The organism is Streptomyces sp. MMCC 100 (genome assembly GCF_041538145.2).
Lineage (GTDB): Bacteria > Actinomycetota > Actinomycetes > Streptomycetales > Streptomycetaceae > Streptomyces.
Map to the genome: position 1 here is coordinate 7,274,239 of NZ_JBGORK020000001.1, position 17,280 is coordinate 7,291,518.

General features: G+C 71.5%; 15 protein-coding genes and 1 riboswitch. Of the genes, 8 read left to right on the forward strand and 7 right to left on the reverse strand.

The features are described from left to right. Nucleotides 1-215 precede the first annotated feature (215 nt). The 4 genes from ABS735_RS33680 (at nt 216) to rarD (ending at nt 5,451) form a co-directional block, all read left to right on the forward strand. On the forward strand, nt 216-2,153 hold the full coding sequence (locus ABS735_RS33680; RefSeq protein ID WP_373901384.1) for a 2-oxoacid:acceptor oxidoreductase subunit alpha: 1,938 nt from the start codon (nt 216-218) through the stop codon (nt 2,151-2,153). Then, a complete protein-coding gene (locus tag ABS735_RS33685) occupies nt 2,146-3,240 on the forward strand; it encodes a 2-oxoacid:ferredoxin oxidoreductase subunit beta (RefSeq protein ID WP_373901383.1) in 1,095 nt (364 codons plus the stop codon). The genes ABS735_RS33680 and ABS735_RS33685 overlap by 8 nt, the downstream gene beginning before the upstream one ends. A gap of 168 nt (nt 3,241-3,408) precedes the next feature. Further along, on the forward strand, nt 3,409-4,263 hold the full coding sequence (locus tag ABS735_RS33690; protein WP_373901382.1) for an SDR family oxidoreductase: 855 nt from the start codon (nt 3,409-3,411) through the stop codon (nt 4,261-4,263). Between the two features lie 135 nt (nt 4,264-4,398). Then, nucleotides 4,399-5,451 (forward strand): EamA family transporter RarD, encoded by a 1,053-nt coding sequence (gene rarD / locus ABS735_RS33695; RefSeq protein WP_373901380.1) that lies wholly within the window; start codon nt 4,399-4,401, stop codon nt 5,449-5,451. Nucleotides 5,452-5,470: 19 nt separating this feature from the next. On the opposite strand, the gene ABS735_RS33700 is transcribed toward rarD, so the two are convergent. Next, nucleotides 5,471-6,043 (reverse strand): CGNR zinc finger domain-containing protein, encoded by a 573-nt coding sequence (locus ABS735_RS33700; RefSeq protein WP_373901378.1) that lies wholly within the window; start codon nt 6,041-6,043, stop codon nt 5,471-5,473. A gap of 129 nt (nt 6,044-6,172) precedes the next feature. Here ABS735_RS33700 and ABS735_RS33705 point away from each other — a divergent pair, with 129 nt between their 5' ends. Both ABS735_RS33705 and ABS735_RS33710 read left to right on the forward strand, forming a co-directional pair. Then, nucleotides 6,173-6,643: a VOC family protein gene (locus ABS735_RS33705; RefSeq protein ID WP_373901377.1), complete on the forward strand. Its 471-nt coding sequence runs from the start codon at nt 6,173-6,175 to the stop codon at nt 6,641-6,643. A 198-nt stretch (nt 6,644-6,841) separates the two neighbouring features. Next, entirely contained in the window at nt 6,842-7,795 is a 954-nt protein-coding gene (locus ABS735_RS33710; protein ID WP_373901376.1) for a M28 family metallopeptidase, read from the forward strand. A gap of 36 nt (nt 7,796-7,831) precedes the next feature. On the opposite strand, the gene ABS735_RS33715 is transcribed toward ABS735_RS33710, so the two are convergent. Continuing rightward, entirely contained in the window at nt 7,832-9,172 is a 1,341-nt protein-coding gene (locus ABS735_RS33715; RefSeq protein WP_373901374.1) for a tetratricopeptide repeat protein, read from the reverse strand. 270 nt (nt 9,173-9,442) lie between these two features. On the opposite strand from ABS735_RS33715, the gene ABS735_RS33720 reads away from it, so the two are divergent. Beyond that, on the forward strand, nt 9,443-10,021 hold the full coding sequence (locus ABS735_RS33720) for a DUF6668 family protein (RefSeq protein WP_373901373.1): 579 nt from the start codon (nt 9,443-9,445) through the stop codon (nt 10,019-10,021). A 26-nt stretch (nt 10,022-10,047) separates the two neighbouring features. On the opposite strand, the gene ABS735_RS33725 is transcribed toward ABS735_RS33720, so the two are convergent. The 4 genes from ABS735_RS33725 to ABS735_RS33740 all read right to left on the reverse strand — a co-directional run bounded on the left by ABS735_RS33725 (nt 10,048) and on the right by ABS735_RS33740 (nt 14,573). After that, nucleotides 10,048-10,980 (reverse strand): ABC transporter permease, encoded by a 933-nt coding sequence (locus ABS735_RS33725; protein WP_373901372.1) that lies wholly within the window; start codon nt 10,978-10,980, stop codon nt 10,048-10,050. After that, entirely contained in the window at nt 10,967-11,950 is a 984-nt protein-coding gene (locus ABS735_RS33730; protein ID WP_373901371.1) for an ABC transporter ATP-binding protein, read from the reverse strand. Before ABS735_RS33730 ends, ABS735_RS33725 begins: the two co-directional genes overlap by 14 nt. A gap of 108 nt (nt 11,951-12,058) precedes the next feature. Then, a complete protein-coding gene (locus tag ABS735_RS33735) occupies nt 12,059-13,288 on the reverse strand; it encodes a LolA family protein (RefSeq protein ID WP_373901370.1) in 1,230 nt (409 codons plus the stop codon). 274 nt (nt 13,289-13,562) lie between these two features. Then, nucleotides 13,563-14,573: a polyprenyl synthetase family protein gene (locus ABS735_RS33740; protein ID WP_373901369.1), complete on the reverse strand. Its 1,011-nt coding sequence runs from the start codon at nt 14,571-14,573 to the stop codon at nt 13,563-13,565. 824 nt (nt 14,574-15,397) lie between these two features. Continuing rightward, nucleotides 15,398-15,565: riboswitch (cyclic di-AMP (ydaO/yuaA leader) on the forward strand. 4 nt (nt 15,566-15,569) lie between these two features. Here ABS735_RS33740 and ABS735_RS33745 point away from each other — a divergent pair. Next, nucleotides 15,570-16,070, forward strand: coding sequence for a transglycosylase SLT domain-containing protein (locus tag ABS735_RS33745; protein ID WP_373901368.1), 501 nt, complete (start codon nt 15,570-15,572; stop codon nt 16,068-16,070). Nucleotides 16,071-16,115: 45 nt separating this feature from the next. On the opposite strand, the gene ABS735_RS33750 is transcribed toward ABS735_RS33745, so the two are convergent. Beyond that, nucleotides 16,116-16,925: an HAD family hydrolase gene (locus ABS735_RS33750; RefSeq protein WP_373901367.1), complete on the reverse strand. Its 810-nt coding sequence runs from the start codon at nt 16,923-16,925 to the stop codon at nt 16,116-16,118. Nucleotides 16,926-17,280: the final 355 nt, after the last annotated feature.

The following is a 17,280-nucleotide window of genomic DNA, read 5'->3' on the forward strand; positions in this document are numbered from 1 at the left end:
ATCCGGACGAATGAGAAACCGGAGGGCGGCAGGGGTGCGTCCTCGTACGTGCCAGGGGCGGGAAGCCTTGGAATTGCAGGGCTGCGGGCCTTCTCGAAGTCGTGTCCAACATGCGAATGTCCACCGGAAGTCATGGCGTGCGGACGTAGGGTTGATCCTGGGACGGTCGGTGGAAGACCAGTCCCCGGACAGCCGTCCCGAGGGAGGTCCAGTAAGTGACCAGCCAGGTCAGCAGCCCAGCGGAGCAGACCGACGGAACCGACGAGACCGTCGTGGGAGCGCAGCGCAAACCGGCCGGGACGAAGGACGTCCGCCGGCTCGACCGGGTGATCATCCGGTTCGCGGGGGACTCGGGCGACGGGATGCAGCTCACCGGCGACCGCTTCACCTCGGAAACGGCGTCGTTCGGCAACGATCTGTCGACGCTGCCGAACTTCCCGGCCGAGATCCGGGCACCCGCCGGCACCCTGCCGGGCGTCTCGTCCTTCCAGCTGCACTTCGCCGACCACGACATCCTCACGCCGGGCGACGCGCCCAACGTGCTGGTGGCGATGAACCCGGCCGCGCTGAAGGCGAACGTCGGCGACCTGCCGCGCGGCGCGGAGATCATCGTCAACACGGACGAGTTCACCAAGCGGGCGATGCAGAAGGTCGGCTACGACACCTCTCCGCTGGAGGACGGTTCCCTCGACGGCTACCGCCTGCATCCGGTGCCGCTGACCACGCTGACCGTCGAGGCGCTGGGGGAGTTCGACCTCAGCCGCAAGGAGGCCGAGCGCTCCAAGAACATGTTCGCGCTCGGGCTGCTGAGCTGGATGTACCACCGGCCCACCGAGGGCACGGAGAAGTTCCTGAAGTCGAAGTTCGCGAAGAAGCCCGACATCGCCGCGGCCAACATCGCGGCCTACCGCGCGGGCTGGAACTTCGGTGAGACCACCGAGGACTTCGCGGTCTCCTACGAGGTGGCGCCGGCGGCGACTGCGTTCCCGCCCGGCACCTACCGCAACATCTCCGGCAACCTGTCCCTGGCCTACGGCCTGATCGCCGCGTCCCGGCAGGCGGACCTGCCGCTCTTCCTGGGTTCGTACCCGATCACCCCGGCGTCCGACATCCTGCACGAGCTGAGCCGGCACAAGAACTTCGGCGTGCGCACGTTCCAGGCCGAGGACGAGATCGCGGGGATCGGCGCGGCGCTCGGCGCGGCCTTCGGCGGCTCGCTGGCGGTGACCACCACCTCCGGCCCGGGTGTGGCGCTCAAGAGCGAGACGATCGGGCTCGCGGTGAGCCTGGAGCTGCCCCTGCTGGTGGTCGACATCCAGCGCGGCGGTCCCTCCACCGGTCTGCCGACCAAGACCGAGCAGGCCGACCTGCTGCAGGCGATGTACGGGCGCAACGGCGAGGCGCCGGTCCCGGTCGTCGCCCCGCGCACCCCGGCCGACTGCTTCGACGCCGCCCTGGAGGCCGCGCGGATCGCGCTGGCCTACCGGACGCCGGTCTTCCTCCTCTCCGACGGCTACCTCGCCAACGGATCCGAACCGTGGCGGATCCCCGAGCCGGACGAACTGCCGGACCTGGCGGTGCGGTTCGCACAGGGGCCCAACCACACCCTGGACGACGGCACCGAGGTGTTCTGGCCGTACAAGCGTGACCCGCACACCCTCGCCCGGCCCTGGGCGGTGCCGGGCACGCCCGGTCTCGAGCACCGGATCGGCGGCATCGAGAAGCAGGACGGCACCGGGAACATCTCCTACGACCCGGCCAACCACGACTTCATGGTCCGCACCCGGCAGGCCAAGGTCGACGGCATCGACGTCCCCGACCTGGAGGTCGACGACCCGGACGGCGCGAGCACGCTGGTGCTGGGCTGGGGCTCGACATACGGGCCGATCACCGCCGCCGTGCGCCGGCTGCGCACCGCCGGCGAGGAGATCGCCCAGGCCCACCTGCGTCACCTCAACCCCTTCCCGGCCAATCTCGGCGCGGTGTTGCAGCGGTACGACAAGGTGGTGGTCCCGGAGATGAACCTCGGTCAGCTCGCCACCCTGATCCGCGCGAAGTACCTGGTCGACGCCCAGTCGTACAACCAGGTCAACGGGATGCCGTTCAAGGCGGAACAGCTCGCCACGGTCCTGAAGGAGGCCATCGATGGCTGACACCAACGCACTGCTCCAGCTCGTCCCCAGGGCCGAGGGCAAGCAGTCCATGAAGGACTTCAAGTCCGATCAGGAAGTGCGCTGGTGCCCCGGCTGCGGCGACTACGCCATCCTCGCCGCCGTGCAGGGCTTCATGCCCCAGCTCGGGCTGGCGAAGGAGAACATCGTCTTCGTCTCCGGCATCGGCTGCTCCTCCCGCTTCCCGTACTACATGAACACCTACGGGATGCACTCCATCCACGGCCGGGCCCCCGCCATCGCCACCGGGCTCGCCGCCTCGCGCCGCGACCTGAGCGTGTGGGTCGTCACCGGCGACGGCGACGCGCTCTCCATCGGCGGCAACCACCTCGTCCACGCCCTGCGCCGCAACGTCAACCTCAAGATCCTGCTGTTCAACAACCGGATCTACGGCCTGACGAAGGGCCAGTACTCCCCGACCTCCGAGGTCGGCAAGATCACCAAGTCGACTCCGATGGGTTCGCTGGACGCGCCCTTCAACCCGGTCTCGCTGGCCCTCGGCGCGGAGGCGTCCTTCGTCGCCCGGACCGTCGACTCGGACCGCAAGCACCTCACCGAGGTCCTGCGGCAGGCCGCCGAGCACCCGGGGACGGCCCTGATCGAGATCTACCAGAACTGCAACATCTTCAACGACGGCGCCTTCGACGCCCTCAAGGACAAGGAGCAGGCCGAGGAGGCGGTGATCCGCCTGGAGCACGGGCAGCCGATCCGTTTCGGCGGTGGGGGCACCTCCCGCTCGAGCGAAGCCGAGAGTGGGGGAGGCGCCAAGGGTGTCGTACGGGATCCGCGGACCGGTGACCTGGAGGTCGTCGACGTCACCGCGGACAACGAGGCGGACATCCTGATCCACGACGCCCACGCCGCGTCCCCGACCACGGCCTTCGCGCTCTCCCGCCTCGCCGACCCGGACACCCTGCACCACACGCCGATCGGCGTGCTGCGCTCGGTCGAGCGGCCGGTCTACGACACGCTCATGTCCGAGCAGCTCGACACCGCCGTCGAGCAGAACGGCAAGGGCGACCTCGCCGCGCTGCTCGCCGGCAACGACACCTGGACGGTCGTCGGCTGACAGGACCGCCGTTCACAGCACGCCAGGGGCCCGGACGCATGCGCATGCCGTCCGGGCCCCTCCGGCTTACGTAAAGGTAAGTACCTTACTTCAAAGTGGGCACTTTCCATCAGTTAGCGCAGCTCCTAGGGTCGGTGACAACGCACCCCCACAAGGAGCACTGAAACCATGAGCATCGTCGTCACCGGAGCCACCGGACACCTCGGCCGCCACGTCGTGCGGCAACTGCTGGAGAAGGTGCCGGCCGACCAGGTCACCGCCGTCGTCCGGGACCGCGACAAGGGCGCCGACCTCGCCGCCCGCGGCGTACGGCTCGCGGTCGCCGACTACAGCTCCCCCGAGACCTTCGACGACCTGTTCGCGGCCGGCGACCGGGTTCTGCTGATCTCCGGAAACGAGTTCGACAAGGGCCGCGTGCGGCAGCACACGAGCGTGATCGACGCGGCGAAGAAGGCCGGCGTCGCCCTGCTCGCCTACACCAGCGCCCCCAGCAGCCTCGAGGCCGCGCTCGCCGACGACCACCGCGCCACCGAGGAGGTACTGGTCGGCTCGGGCGTGCCGTACGTGCTGCTGCGCAACGGCTGGTACCACGAGAACTACACCGAGCAGCTCGCCCCGGTCCTGGAGCACGGCGCCGTCGTCCAGGCGGCCGGCGAGGGCCGGGTCTCCTCCGCCTCCCGCGCCGACTACGCGGCCGCCGCCGTCGCCGTACTCACCGGCGAGGGTCACGAGAACACCGCGTACGAGCTGGGCGGCGACGAGGCCTGGAGCTTCGCCGAGTACGCGGCCGAGCTGAGCCGGCAGACGGGCAAGGAGATCGTCTACAACCCCGTTTCCGTCGAGGCGTACACCGGCATCCTGACCGGCGCCGGGGTGCCCGGGCCGCTCGCGGACATCCTCGCGGGCGCGGAAGCCGCCATCGCCAAGGGCGAGCTGGTCGTCTCCACCGGCGATCTGTCCCGGCTGACCGGCCGCCCGACGACGCCGCTCGCGGAGGCCGTCGCCGCCGCCCTCAAGGGCTGACCTCGCCCTCCCGCTTCCACTTCGCCTGTCATGACCGTATTCCGATACGGGCATGACAGGCGGCGGGGTACGACGCTACCTTCGTCCTGGCATGCCTCCCGTCCCCGGCATGCCGTGTGCGAGAAGGAGGTGCCCGTGGCCGGGTCGTCCAGGAGTGATCAGCGCATAGGCCTGCTGAACGGCGTCGCGGCGTACGGGATGTGGGGTCTCGTTCCCCTGTTCTGGCCGCTGCTCAAGCCCGCCGGGGCCGGTGAGATCCTCGCCCACCGGATGGTGTGGTCCCTCGTCTTCGTCGCCGTCGCCCTGCTCTTCGTACGGCGCTGGGCCTGGGCCGGCGAGCTGCTGCGGCAGCCGCGCCGGCTCGCCCTGGTGACGGTGGCCGCCGCGGTCATCACCGTCAACTGGGGCGTCTACATCTGGGCCGTGAACAGCGGCCATGTCGTCGAGGCCTCGCTCGGGTACTTCATCAACCCGCTGGTCACCATCGCGATGGGCGTGCTGCTGCTCAAGGAGCGGCTGCGGCCCGCGCAGTGGGCGGCGGTCGCCACCGGCTTCGCGGCGGTGCTCGTCCTCACCATCGGCTACGGCCAGCCGCCGTGGATCTCGCTCTGCCTCGCCTTCTCCTTCGCCACCTACGGCCTGGTGAAGAAGAAGGTCAACCTCGGTGGTGTCGAGTCGTTGGCCGCCGAGACGGCGATCCAGTTCCTGCCGGCGCTCGGCTTCCTGCTGTGGCTGGGCTCGCGGGGCGAGTCGACCTTCACCACGGAGGGTCTCGGGCACTCGGCCCTGCTCGCCGCGACCGGCGTCGTCACCGCGATCCCCCTGGTCTGCTTCGGCGCGTCGGCGATCCGCGTGCCGCTGTCCACGCTGGGGCTGCTGCAGTACCTGGCGCCGGTCTTCCAGTTCGTGCTCGGCGTCCTGTACTTCGGCGAGGCCATGCCGCCCGAGCGCTGGGCCGGTTTCGGGCTGGTCTGGCTGGCGCTGACGCTGCTCACCTGGGACGCGTTGCGCACGGCCCGCCGGTCCGCGCGGGCACTGCGGGAGCAGCTGGACCGGGCGGGCGCCGGTGCACCGCCGGTCAAGGGGGACGCCGCCGCGCGGGAGCAGGGGATCGTGGCCTCCGGGGCGCCGGCCCCCGCTTCCCCCGACACGACCGAGCAGCGCGACGCCAGGGCGACGAAGCCCTAGCTCCCCGCGGGGCACCGGGTCAGCGCTGCTCCGGTGCCCGTCGCGCGCGGTGCGCCCGGACCTTCTCCCGGTTGCCGCAGTGTTCCATCGCACACCAGCGGCGGCGGCCGGGGCGTGAGGTGTCGACGAACAACAGACGGCAGTCGTGGGCGCCGCACTCGCGGATGCGGTCCGCGTAGGGACCGGTGAACAGCTCGATCGCGTCGCGCGCCACCGTGGCCAGCAGGCGGGCGCCCGTGGCTCCCGGGGCCCAGCCGCGAGTGCCGTCCGGTTCGAGGCGGGTGACGAGCGGGGCCTCGGCCGCCGCGGCGTTGACGGCGTCCAGGTGACCGGGGTGGAGCGGCTGTCCGTGGGCACGGTCGGCGGTGAGGAGGAAGAGGGCGTCGCGCAGGGTCCTGGCCCGTGCCACGTCCGTCCGGTCCACGGTCAGGTCCAGCCCGTCCGGGAGCCGGCTGCGGTCGACCCAGTCCATCAGGTCGGCGGGCTCGTGCAGCACCTCCCAGCGCGCGAAGGCGCCGGGTCCTCCGGTCGTCAGCAGTTCGAGGCAGAGTGCGCCCGGGTCGAAGCGGTAGGGCTTGCCCTCGTGGGACACCAGTGTCAGTCCGGGAGGACGCTCCGGGGACGGCTTCGGAGGTTCCAACTGTTCCGCCTGTTCTGCCTGTTCTGCCTGTTCCGGCGATTCCACTACTCACTCCCTCGTGAAACCAGTATAAGTGGTTACATGACATCGACCTCAAGGCCTGCCCCCCTGCACTTCAAGATCGTCATCGACGCGGCCGCCCCGCACGCACAGGCGGACTTCTGGGCCGCGGCCCTCCACTACGAGGTGGAGGACAACAGCGCGCTCATCGAGAAACTGCTGGGTTTCGGGGCGGTACCGGAGGAGTTGACCGTCGAGTCCCGCGGCCGCCGCGCCTGGCGGGACCTGGCCGCCGTACGGCACCCCGACGACCCGTTCCAGGAGGGGAGCGGCACCGGGCTGGGGCGACGGCTGCTGTTCCAGCGCGTGCCGGAGGCCAAGACCGGCAAGAACCGGCTCCACCTCGACGTGCACTCGACGGACGGGCGGCGCGAGGCGGAGGTCGCCAGGCTCGAGGCGCTCGGGGCGAGCGTGCAGCGGCAGGTGAAGGAACCGGGCGGGGAGTGGGTGGTGATGACGGACCCCGAGGGGAACGAGTTCTGCGTCCACTAGAACCGGTCCTGCCCGAAGGATGGTTCCTGTCCGAAGGGCCGGCCGTTCGGAGGCGTGACCAGGGGGCTTCCGCTATGCGCGACGCCGTGGCCGAATAGCGGTCTTGACGGCGGGTCAGTCACACCCGCACCATCCAGGCACCCCATTCACTGCGGAGTCCCCTTCCCAGGGACCCCCTAGGAATCCGGAGCCCCCCACATGAAGCTCCTCCTTTCCGGGCGCGCGCTGACGGCCGCCGCCGTCGCCGTCGCCACTCTGGTGACCGGCGGTTCCGCCGCGGGTGCCGCGCCCGCACCCGCGCACCCGACGGCCGCCGCCGCGCCCGACATATCGATAGCCAACGTCAAGGCCCACCTGACGCAGTTGCAGTCGATCGCCACGGCGAACGGCGGCAACCGCGCCCACGGCCGCGCCGGCTACCAGGCCTCGCTCGACTACGTGAAGGCCAAGCTGGACGCGGCCGGGTTCACCACTCGCGTCCAGCAGTTCACCGCCTCGGGCCGCACCGGGTACAACCTGACAGCCGACTGGCCCGGCGGCGACGCGAATCAGGTTGTCATGATCGGGTCACATCTGGACAGCGTCACCTCCGGACCCGGCATCAACGACAACGGCTCCGGCTCCTCCGCCGTCCTGGAAACCGCACTCGCCGTCGCCCGGTCCGGCTACCAGCCCACCAAGCACCTGCGCTTCGCCTGGTGGGGCGCGGAGGAGCTGGGGCTCGTCGGCTCCCGCTATTACGTCAACAGCCTGGGCGCGGCCGAACGCGCGAAGATCAGCGGCTATCTGAACTTCGACATGATCGGCTCCCCCAACCCCGGCTACTTCGTCTACGACGACGATCCCACGATCGAGAAGACGTTCAAGGACTACTTCGCCGGTCTCGGCATCTCCACGGAGATCGAGACCGAGGGTGACGGCCGCTCCGACCACGCGCCCTTCAAGAACGCGGGCGTCCCCGTGGGCGGCCTCTTCAGCGGCGCCGACTACCGCAAGACGTCCGCGCAGGCGGCCGAGTGGGGCGGCACCGCGGGCCAGCCGTTCGACCGCTGCTACCACTCGTCCTGCGACACGACCGCCAACATCGACGACACCGCCCTGGACCGCAACAGCGACGCCATCGCGTACGCGGTCTGGGAACTGTCGCAGTAGGAACGGACGGCCCCGCGCGGGTACGTCCGGCCGGCGTCAGCCCGTCTGAACGCGGGCGCGTTCGGTGAGGCGGCCCATGCGGGTGCGGGCGGACTCCAGTTGCTCGGCGTCCTCGGCGGCCGGGCCGTCCTCGGCGGCGAGCTCGTCCCACAGGCCGACCAGGTCGTGCCCCAGCTCCAGGCCCCGTGCGGGATCGCGTACGGCACGCCAGGCGGTCGCCGCGCTCTGGACGTTGCCGTACGCGGCCTCGGCGTCGCCCGCACGCCGGTGTATCCGGGCCAGGTCAAGGGAGAGCCGGAAGGCGCGGTCCGGGTCGCCCGACAAGTAGGCGATGTACGCGGTGAGTTCACGGAGCCGGAGTACCTCGGGGTGCTCCGGCCCCAGCGTCTCCGAGGCATCCGTCACCGTTTCCTCGGCCAGCCGCGCCGCGGCGTCCGTACGTCCCTCCTTGACGGCCTCGTTGATACGGGCCGTCGGCTCCGCGAGCAGCGCGGGCGCGGTGGCGTCGCCCGGCGCGGTGAGCGGCGCGTCCCCGAGCACGGCCTCGGCCACGGCGTCGAACCCGCGGGCGGGGGTGGGCTTGGGGTCGGGGTCGGGGTCGGAGTAGGGATCGGGGCGGGGTCCGAGGTCCGGGACGGAGGGGGAGGCGGTTCCCGTCGGCTCGGGCGCGGGTGCGGGTGCGGCGGTCGGCTCCGGTGCGGCGGCCGGGCCGGGCATGGGCCGTGGCTCCGCGTCTTCCGAGGCACCGGTCGTGGCAGCACCGTCCATGCGGGGCGGCGGCCCGAAGACCCCCGTCGGCGGCGCCACCGTGCCGGGTGGCGTGCCCCTGTGCGCCCTGCCCTGCGAGGCCGTCCCCCCGGCCGGTTCCGGCAGGGCGCGAAGCGTGAACGTCGGCGCGGATTCGCCGCCGGACACCTCCCGCTGCGTCTCGGGCACCACCGGCAGCGGGAAGGTCGGCGCGCTGTCCCCGACCGGCGCCACCGAGCGCAGGACGTACGTGGGCCGGTCCGCGGGCCCGTCCGCGGGCCGGTCCTGCCGTACGGGTGCCTCCTCGGGCGCCGTCGGCACCGGGTCCGCGGCGAGGTGGCTGGAGCCGTCCGGATCGACCCGGAGGGGGACGGAGTAACCGATGCGCCGGTCGTGGATGGTGGCGAGGACGGGGTGGCCGGCGGCGAGGGCGAGGCGGTGGAGGCGGTTCAGGACGGCGTTCTGGATCTCCTCGCCCGGGGCCGCGACGACCAGTGAACCGTCGACCGAGGCGCCGCGTACGCCGGAGTCGCCCTCCGGCACGCGGACGTCGATCGGCGTCGCCGCGGGATCGGGCGAGCGCTCGGCGCGCTCGTGCTCCCGCTGCTTGTCGCGGCCGAGTCGAGACATCGTTCCCCCACTCATCGGCGGCTTCCGTCGGCGGTTTCCGTTCCCCTGCCGTCCAGAGCCTGTCATGCCTGTCATGCCTGTCATGCCTGTCGTGCACCTACTGTCGAGTCTCTCCGCTCGCTCGCGATTCTCACGTCACCGGGGTGTCACAGGCTCGTTCCAGGAGGTCACGCCCGTATCGGCGAGGTCGGCGCGGGTGGGGGCGAGACGGTTGCGGGACGTCCGCGGGGCCGAGAGTGACTGGGCACGCGAGCGGGCAGGCGGACGGGCATGCGACAGGGACCCGAGATATGGCTCCGCGGGCCGGTGGCCGTGCCGCAGGCGCCCGCGCCACAGCCACCCGCCCCGCAGACCCCCGCCCCGGAGGCTCCGGCGCCCGAGGCTCCGGTAGCAGAGGCTCCGGCACCAGAGGCACCCGCGCCGGAGCAGCCCGGCTCAGGCGCACGGCGCTTCTCCTGGGTCGGCACGCACGGCGGCGCGGGCGTCTCGACGCTCGCCGCGGTCTACGGCGGGCACGACTGCGGGCGCCGCTGGCCCGGCCCGGCGGACCCGGCGTCGGTGCTGCTGGTGGCCCGTACGCACGCGGCCGGACTGGCGGCCGTGGCCCGGGCCGTGGAGGACTTCCGGCGCGGACGAACCCCGGCGGGACTCGACCTCCACTCCGTCGTCCTGGTCGCGGACGCCCCCGGACGGCTTCCCCGGCCGCTCACCCAGCGCGTGAGACTGCTCGAATCCGCCGTGGACGTCCACCGCGTGCCCTGGGTCACCGGCTGGCGCCTGGGTGAGGCCGACGCCGGCCCGCCCCGGGGGACCGAATCGCTGGTCCGCCTCACCCGGCGGGTGCGCTGACCGCAGCCGTACCCCGCGGGCCGCGGCTATGCGGTGACGTCCTTCGTCGTGAACCGCGCCCAGGCCGCCGAGCCGAAGACCGCCGCGTAGAGGGCCTGGAGGCCCAGGTTCTTCACCAGGTCGTCCCAGTAGACCGGCTCGCGCATCACGTCGGCGAAGGAGAGCCAGTAGTGCGAGAAGAAGTACGGCTGGAGGGCGTCGAGCTGGGGGATCTGGTCGAGGATCTGGACGGTGATCAGCAGCCCGACCGTGGTCGCCATCGCCGCGATGCCGCTGCCCGTCAGGGTGGAGACGAACAGGCCGAGGGCCGCGACGCCGACGAGCGAGGCGGCCACCACCAGGGCGATCAGCAGCGCCCGCCCCAGGCCCTCGGTGTAGCTGATCCGGGTGCCGGAGATGGTGATCAGGTCGCCGACCGGGAACAGCAGCGCCCCGACCGCGAGCGCCGAGACCGCGACGACCAGGGTGGCCGCGAGGCAGAAGGCGATCACCATCGCGTACTTGGTGAGCAGCAGCCGGGAGCGGCCTGCCGGGGCGACCAACAGGTAGCGGAGCGTGCCCGCGCTCGACTCGCCCGCGATCGCGTCGCCCGCGACGACGCCGATGGCCATCGGCAGGAAGAACGGGAGGGTCGCCGCGAGCGCGGTGAAGACCAGGAACAGCCCGTTGTTGCTGACCTGCGAGATGAACGCCGGTCCCTCGCCGCCACCGCCGCCCGGCGAGGAGCCGTCGCTCGTCTCGATCTTCACGGCGATGCCGACCAGGACCGGCACGGCGGCGAGCACGGCCAGCAGGGCGAGGGTGCGCCAGCGCCGGAACGTGGTCAGCAGTTCGCTGCGGAGCAGCCCGAGTGACCACAGCGGACTCGCAACCCGCGCCGCATCCGGGTCCGGCACCGCGCCCGGCGCCGCGACGGCGGCCTCCCCCACCGGCTCTCCCCGCACTTCAGCCCGCGACATCGAAGCCCTCCCCCGTCAGCGCCACGAACGCGTCCTCCAGCGAGGCCCGTTCCACGACGAAGCCCCTGACCCGGACCCGGGCCGCGACCAGCGCCGCGTTCACCTCGGCGAGGTCGCGCTCCGGTGGTTCCGCCGTCACCCGGTCCCCGTCGACGACCACGTCCGACGCCCCCTGCTCCTTCAGGACCCGGGCGGCGTCGCCCGCGTCCGGCGTGGTCACCACCAGCCGGCCGCGCGCCCCGGCCACCAGGTCGGCGACCGCGCCCTGGGTGATCAGCCGCCCCTGTGCCATCACAGCGGCGTGGGTGCACACCTGCTCGATCTCGTCCAGCAGATGGGAGGAGAGGAAGACGGTGGTGCCGTCGGAGGCCAGTTCGCGCACGAGGGTGCGGATCTCGCGCATGCCCTGGGGGTCGAGCCCGTTGGTCGGCTCGTCCAGGACGAGCAGGCGGCGCGGCTGGAGCAGCGCCGCGGCGAGGCCCAGCCGCTGCTTCATGCCGAGCGAGTACGCCTTCGCCTTCTTGCCGCCCGCGGCCGCGAGTCCCACCCGGTCGAGCGCCGCGGCGACGCGCTCGCGCCGGGTGCGCGGATCGGCGGTCGGGTCGGCGGCGTCGTAGCGCAGCAGGTTGTCCCGCCCGGAGAGGAAGCCGTACAGGGCCGGGCCCTCGATGAGGGCGCCGACCCGGGGCAGTACGGTGCGGGACGCGCGCGGCATGGGCCGGCCGAGGACCCGGGCGCTGCCCGAGGTGGGTTCGATCAGCCCCATCAGCATGCGGATGGTGGTGGTCTTGCCGGAGCCGTTGGGGCCGAGGAAGCCGAAGACACTGCCCGCCGGGACGGTCAGGTCCAGACCGTCTACGGCGAGTTGTCCGCCGCGGTAGCGCTTGGTGAGCCCGCGGGTGGCGATGACGGCGTCATCCGCGCTCTCCTGGTCCGGGCGCTCCGGCTCCGTGGCGGACGGTTCGGCCATCGGCTCCCTCTTTTCGTCCTCTTCGCCGTACGGGTGGGGGGCTGCTCACGTCCGGCTGCGTACGTCCGGCTGTCTCCGTCCGGCTGCGTACGCCCGGCTGCGTACGTCCTACTTCGCGGCGTCGGCCGCCTTCACCAGCGCGTCCTTGGTGACCGCGCCGGCGTAGACCTTGCCGTCGTCCGTGATCAGGGCGTTGACGAGGCGGGTCTTGAAGACCGTGCCCGAGCCGAAGTCGCCCTTGACCTGGTCACCGAAGGAGCCGAGGAAGCCACCGAGGGCGCCGAGGTCACCGCCCGCGGATGCCGTGGGCAGGCCGCCCTGGGCGCCGGTGTCGAAGGTGGCGATCGAGTTCCAGCCCTCGCCGATGACCTCGAGCCCGTCCATCCCCCCGGCGAGGTCGCCCTCGGCCTTGCGCCCGTGCTCCGGGGCCTTGGCGGTCTCGTCGCCCTCGGTCACCTTCGCGCCCTTGGGCGGCGTGAAGTCGAACGTCGACGCGTCCGGCTTCGCGAAGCTGACCTTGGTGAAGCCCACGTCCACGACGGCGGCGCCGCCGCCGGCCGGGGTCAGCGTGAACTTCAGCGGCGTGCCGGTCTCGGCGTCCACGGCCACGGTGATCGCACCGACCGTGGAACCGTCCTGCTTGGGCTCGACGACCAGGCGGTACGCGTCCCTGCCGGCCACCTGCGCGGTGCCGCCGACGGTCACGGACGTGGTGTCGTCGACCGCCTTGAGCGCCTGGTCGGCGAAGTCCTTCGGGGTGGCCGGCACGTCCTTCTCCGGCTCCGGCCGCTCGGCGCTGCCCGAGGTGGTGGAGTGGTAGACCTCGTTGGACTTGCTGTCGTAGCCCCAGACGTCCTTGCCGTTGTGGATCAGGCTGTACTCGGCGGCGTTCTCCAGCAGGGACAGCTTCTGCCGGCCGGGACCGTCGGCCGCGACGCGCAGCGTATGGCTACCGGACACCAGCTCGGTGAGCTTGGCCGACGGGTCGGCGGCGGAGCCCTCGTCGTCCCCGCCGGAGCCCGGACCTCCGGACATTCCGGACATCAGGCCGCTCTCCAGTCCGCCGAGGTCCGGCAGGCCCAGGTCGGTGCTGATGCGCACCGTGCCGGACAGCTGCTCGACGTCCGACTTGGCGATCTTCTCGATGAGCTGCTCCGCGGTGACCTTCGGCAGGTCGGGGTCCCCGGAGTCGGCGAGCGCGGGGACGAGCCCGATCGTCGCGGCCGCCACTCCCATCACCGCGACCGGGACGACGTACCGCGCGGCCTTGCGCCGTCCGGCCCGCAGCTCCTCGCCCTCCCCGGCGGTCGTGTTGTCGTCGGAATCGATCGGTGCCATGTGTGCCCTACCTCCGTCGTCGGCGGCGGCTGTCTCGCGACCTCGCACTTGTTCACCCGTGAGCCGCCATTCTCACCCGAATCGGTGAGGATTGGTGTTTTTCCGTGGTGTCCATCTGACCAAATCACCGGAGCACAAGCGTCAGACCGCGGGCTCAACTCCGCCTACTCCTGCGGGATGACACGGAGGGGCGGCGGCTCCCCCTACCCGTAGGGTCCGGTGTACGGCGGACGGCGGACGGCGGACAGCACGTGACAGACGGGCGCCGGGGCGGTCACCCGGCCCGGTGCACCACCGCGTCGCACAGCTCCACCAGCGCCGCCTTCGCGTCGCACTCCCGCAGCGGGGCCAGCGCGGCCCGGGCCTCCTCGGCGTACCGGACGGTGTCCCGGCGCGCCTGCTCCAGCGCGGGGTGGGCGCGCAGCAGGCGCAGCGCCTCGGCGTGCCGCGCGTCGTCGCTCAGGTCGGAGCCGAGCAGCTCGCACAGGGCGATGTCCTCGGCGAGCCCCAGCCGGGCCGCCCGCTCGCGCAGCCGCAGTACCGGCAGGGTGGGGATGCCCTCGCGCAGGTCCGTGCCTGGCGTCTTGCCGGACTCGTCGGAGTCGGAGGCGATGTCCAGGACGTCGTCCGCGAGCTGGAAGGCGACGCCGAGCCGCTCGCCGTACTGGGTCAGCACGTCCACCACCGTCTCGTCGGCGCCGGACATCATCGCGCCGAACCGGCAGGAGACCGCCACCAGCGAGCCCGTCTTGCCGCCCAGCACGTCCAGGTAGTGGTCGACCGGGTCGCGGCCGTCCTGCGGTCCTGCCGTCTCCAGGATCTGACCGGTGACCAGCCGCTCGAACGCGAGGGCCTGGACGCGGACCGCCTCGGGTCCGAGGTCGGCGAGGATCTGCGAGGCGCGGGCGAACAGGAAGTCGCCGGTGAGGACCGCGACCGAGTTGCCCCAGCGGGTGTTCGCGCTGGGCACCCCGCGCCGCACGGCGGCCTCGTCCATCACGTCGTCGTGGTACAGCGTGGCGAGGTGGGTCAGCTCCACAACCACGGCCGAGGGCACGATGCCCGGGGCGTAGCGGTCGCCGAACTGGGCCGAGAGCATCACCAGCAGCGGCCGGAACCGTTTCCCGCCGGCCCGCACCAGGTGCTGGGCGGCCTCCGTGATGAACGGCACCTCGCTTTTGGTTGCCTCAAGCAACCCTTCCTCGACAGCAACCAATCCGGCCTGGACATCGGCTTCCAGAGCCTGGTCCCGCACGCTCAGCCCGAACGGCCCGACGACGGTCACGAGGGGTCTCCTGTCTGCTGGTGTCTACTGGCGATTACCTGGTTTGTCGATAGGTCGCTGCCACCACTCAAGTCAGCGTATCCGGTCACGTTTCGATCACCGCGAGCGCCCACCGTTACAGGCCGGTCGGTATCAGATCATGAACGGTATGTTTTTGATCAGGTGATATGAGCAGATTTTGACTGATATCGCCAGAGGGGACGAGCCGGACCCCAGGAGGGCGAGCGGGCCGGAAGCCGCCATTCAAGATCCCATCACTCCTCCCAACGGCCCGCACCGCGAGAACGTCACCCAATCGACACGCACACCCGGGCCGCGCTCGCGTCCGCGTCCACGCTCGTACCCACGCACGCGTCCACGCTCGTGCCCACGTCCGCGTCCACGCTCGTACCCACGCCGGCACCCGCACCCGCACCCGCACCCGCACCCGTCGGCATGCGTCCGTCCGGCAGGCACGACACGCCCCCCCTTTCCGCCCTGCCCACCACCCCGCTTCCCCCTCCTCCTCGCCCGACACCCGAAGCCGTCCTCAACCGTGGCCGGTTGACAACCGATTGAGGCTAATGCCCGTTTTGCCGCGCTTATTGGCGCCAGTGAGTTGGCTCACGCCGAACCGCCCGCAGGCAACCTCGCCGCAACCTGTGCCCTCCCTTTGCCCCGCAAGCCAGTTGGGGCTTGGCAACCGCAAAGGATCAAGAGCCTCAAACGCCTCAGAACAAGGTCAACAGGCACGTTGGGTGATTCCTGCACTTGTTCCGGACATGTGCTCTCGCATACGTTCCCGGCCTGTCGGGCGGACGCCGAATCCTGCCACCGCCCGGACGCACAGTCATCCGCCAACAAACTCGCCGGCAGGAGCGGGGGACCCAGGTAAGTCGCCGCACCGGTCACCACCGGAGCGGCTCGGGGTGAAGCCGTACCCGTCAGGGCGCGGCCGGGCACCTCCCCGCCCGAACCCGACAGCTCACCTCGCAGGCGTAAGGAGAGGGACACAGCATGTCTGCCAACGGTCAGAACCGTCACGCCTTCACCGGCCGCCTCGCCCGCAAGCTCGCCGTGGCCGGCACCGGTGCCGCGGTGCTCGCGCTGCCGCTCATCGGCGCCACCACCGCCTCCGCGGCCACCCCGGCCGCCGCCACTACCGCCACGACCGCCACCACGGCGGCGACGACGTACCCGGACAACCTCGACGGCTGGATCCGCGAGTCGCTCGACATCATGGCGCAGCACGGCATCCCCGGGACCTACGAGGGCATCCACCGCAACATCATGCGGGAGTCCTCCGGCAACCCGCTCGCCATCAACAACTGGGACATCAACGCCATCAACGGCACCCCGTCCAAGGGTCTGCTCCAGGTGATCGACCCGACCTTCCAGGCGTACCACGTGGAGGGCACCTCCTGGGACCCGTACGACCCGGTCGCCAACATCACCGCCGCCTGCAACTACGCGGCCGACCGCTACGGCTCGATGGACAACGTCTTCAGCGCGTACTGAGCCGTACCGCCGCGGTGACGCACCGAGAGGTACCGCAGTAGCGCACTAAGAGGTACCGAAGATCCGCTCGAGGACGACGGCCACGCCGTCGTCCTCGTTCGTCGTGGTGACCTCGTCGGCCACCGCCTTGAGTTCGGGGTGGGCGCCGGCCATGGCGACGCCGTGGGCCGCCCACTGGAACATGGGGATGTCGTTGGGCATGTCCCCGAAGGCGATCGTCCGTCGCCGCTGAAGGCCCAGGTGCTCGGCGGCCAGCGCCAGGCCGGTCGCCTTGGTGATGCCGCACGGCTGGAGCTCCACCGTGCCGGGGCCCGACATGGTGACCGTCGCCAGGGAACCGACCACCGCACGCGCCGTCGCCGCCAACTCGTCGTCGGTCAGCTCGGGATGGCGCAGCAGCACCTTGCTGATCGGCGTGCTCCACAGTTCCTCGCGCCGCTCGACGGGCACCGCGGGCAGGGTGGGGTGGGGCATCAGGTAGCCCGGCTCGATGAGCGTCAGGCCGTCGACGCCGTCCTGGTCGACGGCGGCGTACACCTGGCCCACCTCGGCCTCGATCTTGCCGAGCGCGGTCTCGGCCAGCTCCCGGTCCAGGGTGACCGACCACAGCATTCGGTGCGCACCGGCGTCGTACACCTGCGCGCCCTGCCCGCACACCGCGAGCCCCGTGCAGCCGAGGCGGTCGAGCAGGGAGCGCACCCGGGGGGCCGGCCGCCCCGTCACCACCAGGTGCCGCGCACCCGCCCCGGCGACCCGCGCCAGCGCGGCCAGCGACCGTTCGGAGACGGTGTCGTCGCCGCGGAGCAGCGTGCCGTCCAGGTCGGTGGCGACGAGTGAATACGCGGTGCGGTCCATGATCAGAGAATACGGACACCGCACCCGTCCGACTCACCCGCGACCGCTTCCGAACGAGGACGTAGCGAGTGCGTTCGAACCCGCACGCGGATGCACGTGGACGCCCGATCATGTCCAAAACCTGACACACCATCGGCTACAGCCGGTTCAAGACCTGCGCGCCGGTTGACGACAAAACGGCCCGCTGCTGCCTGCGCCAGGACCAGGACCTCGCCCCGAACCCCGGCCGTGACTCCGCCGAGATCGTGTCCGACCTGTGGCCAGCCCGCCGTATCCGATCGACGCGGAGCGCCACATCCACGTCCGATCGACGTGCAGCGCCATATCCACCGCCTGCCGGCCTGCCCGCGTGCCC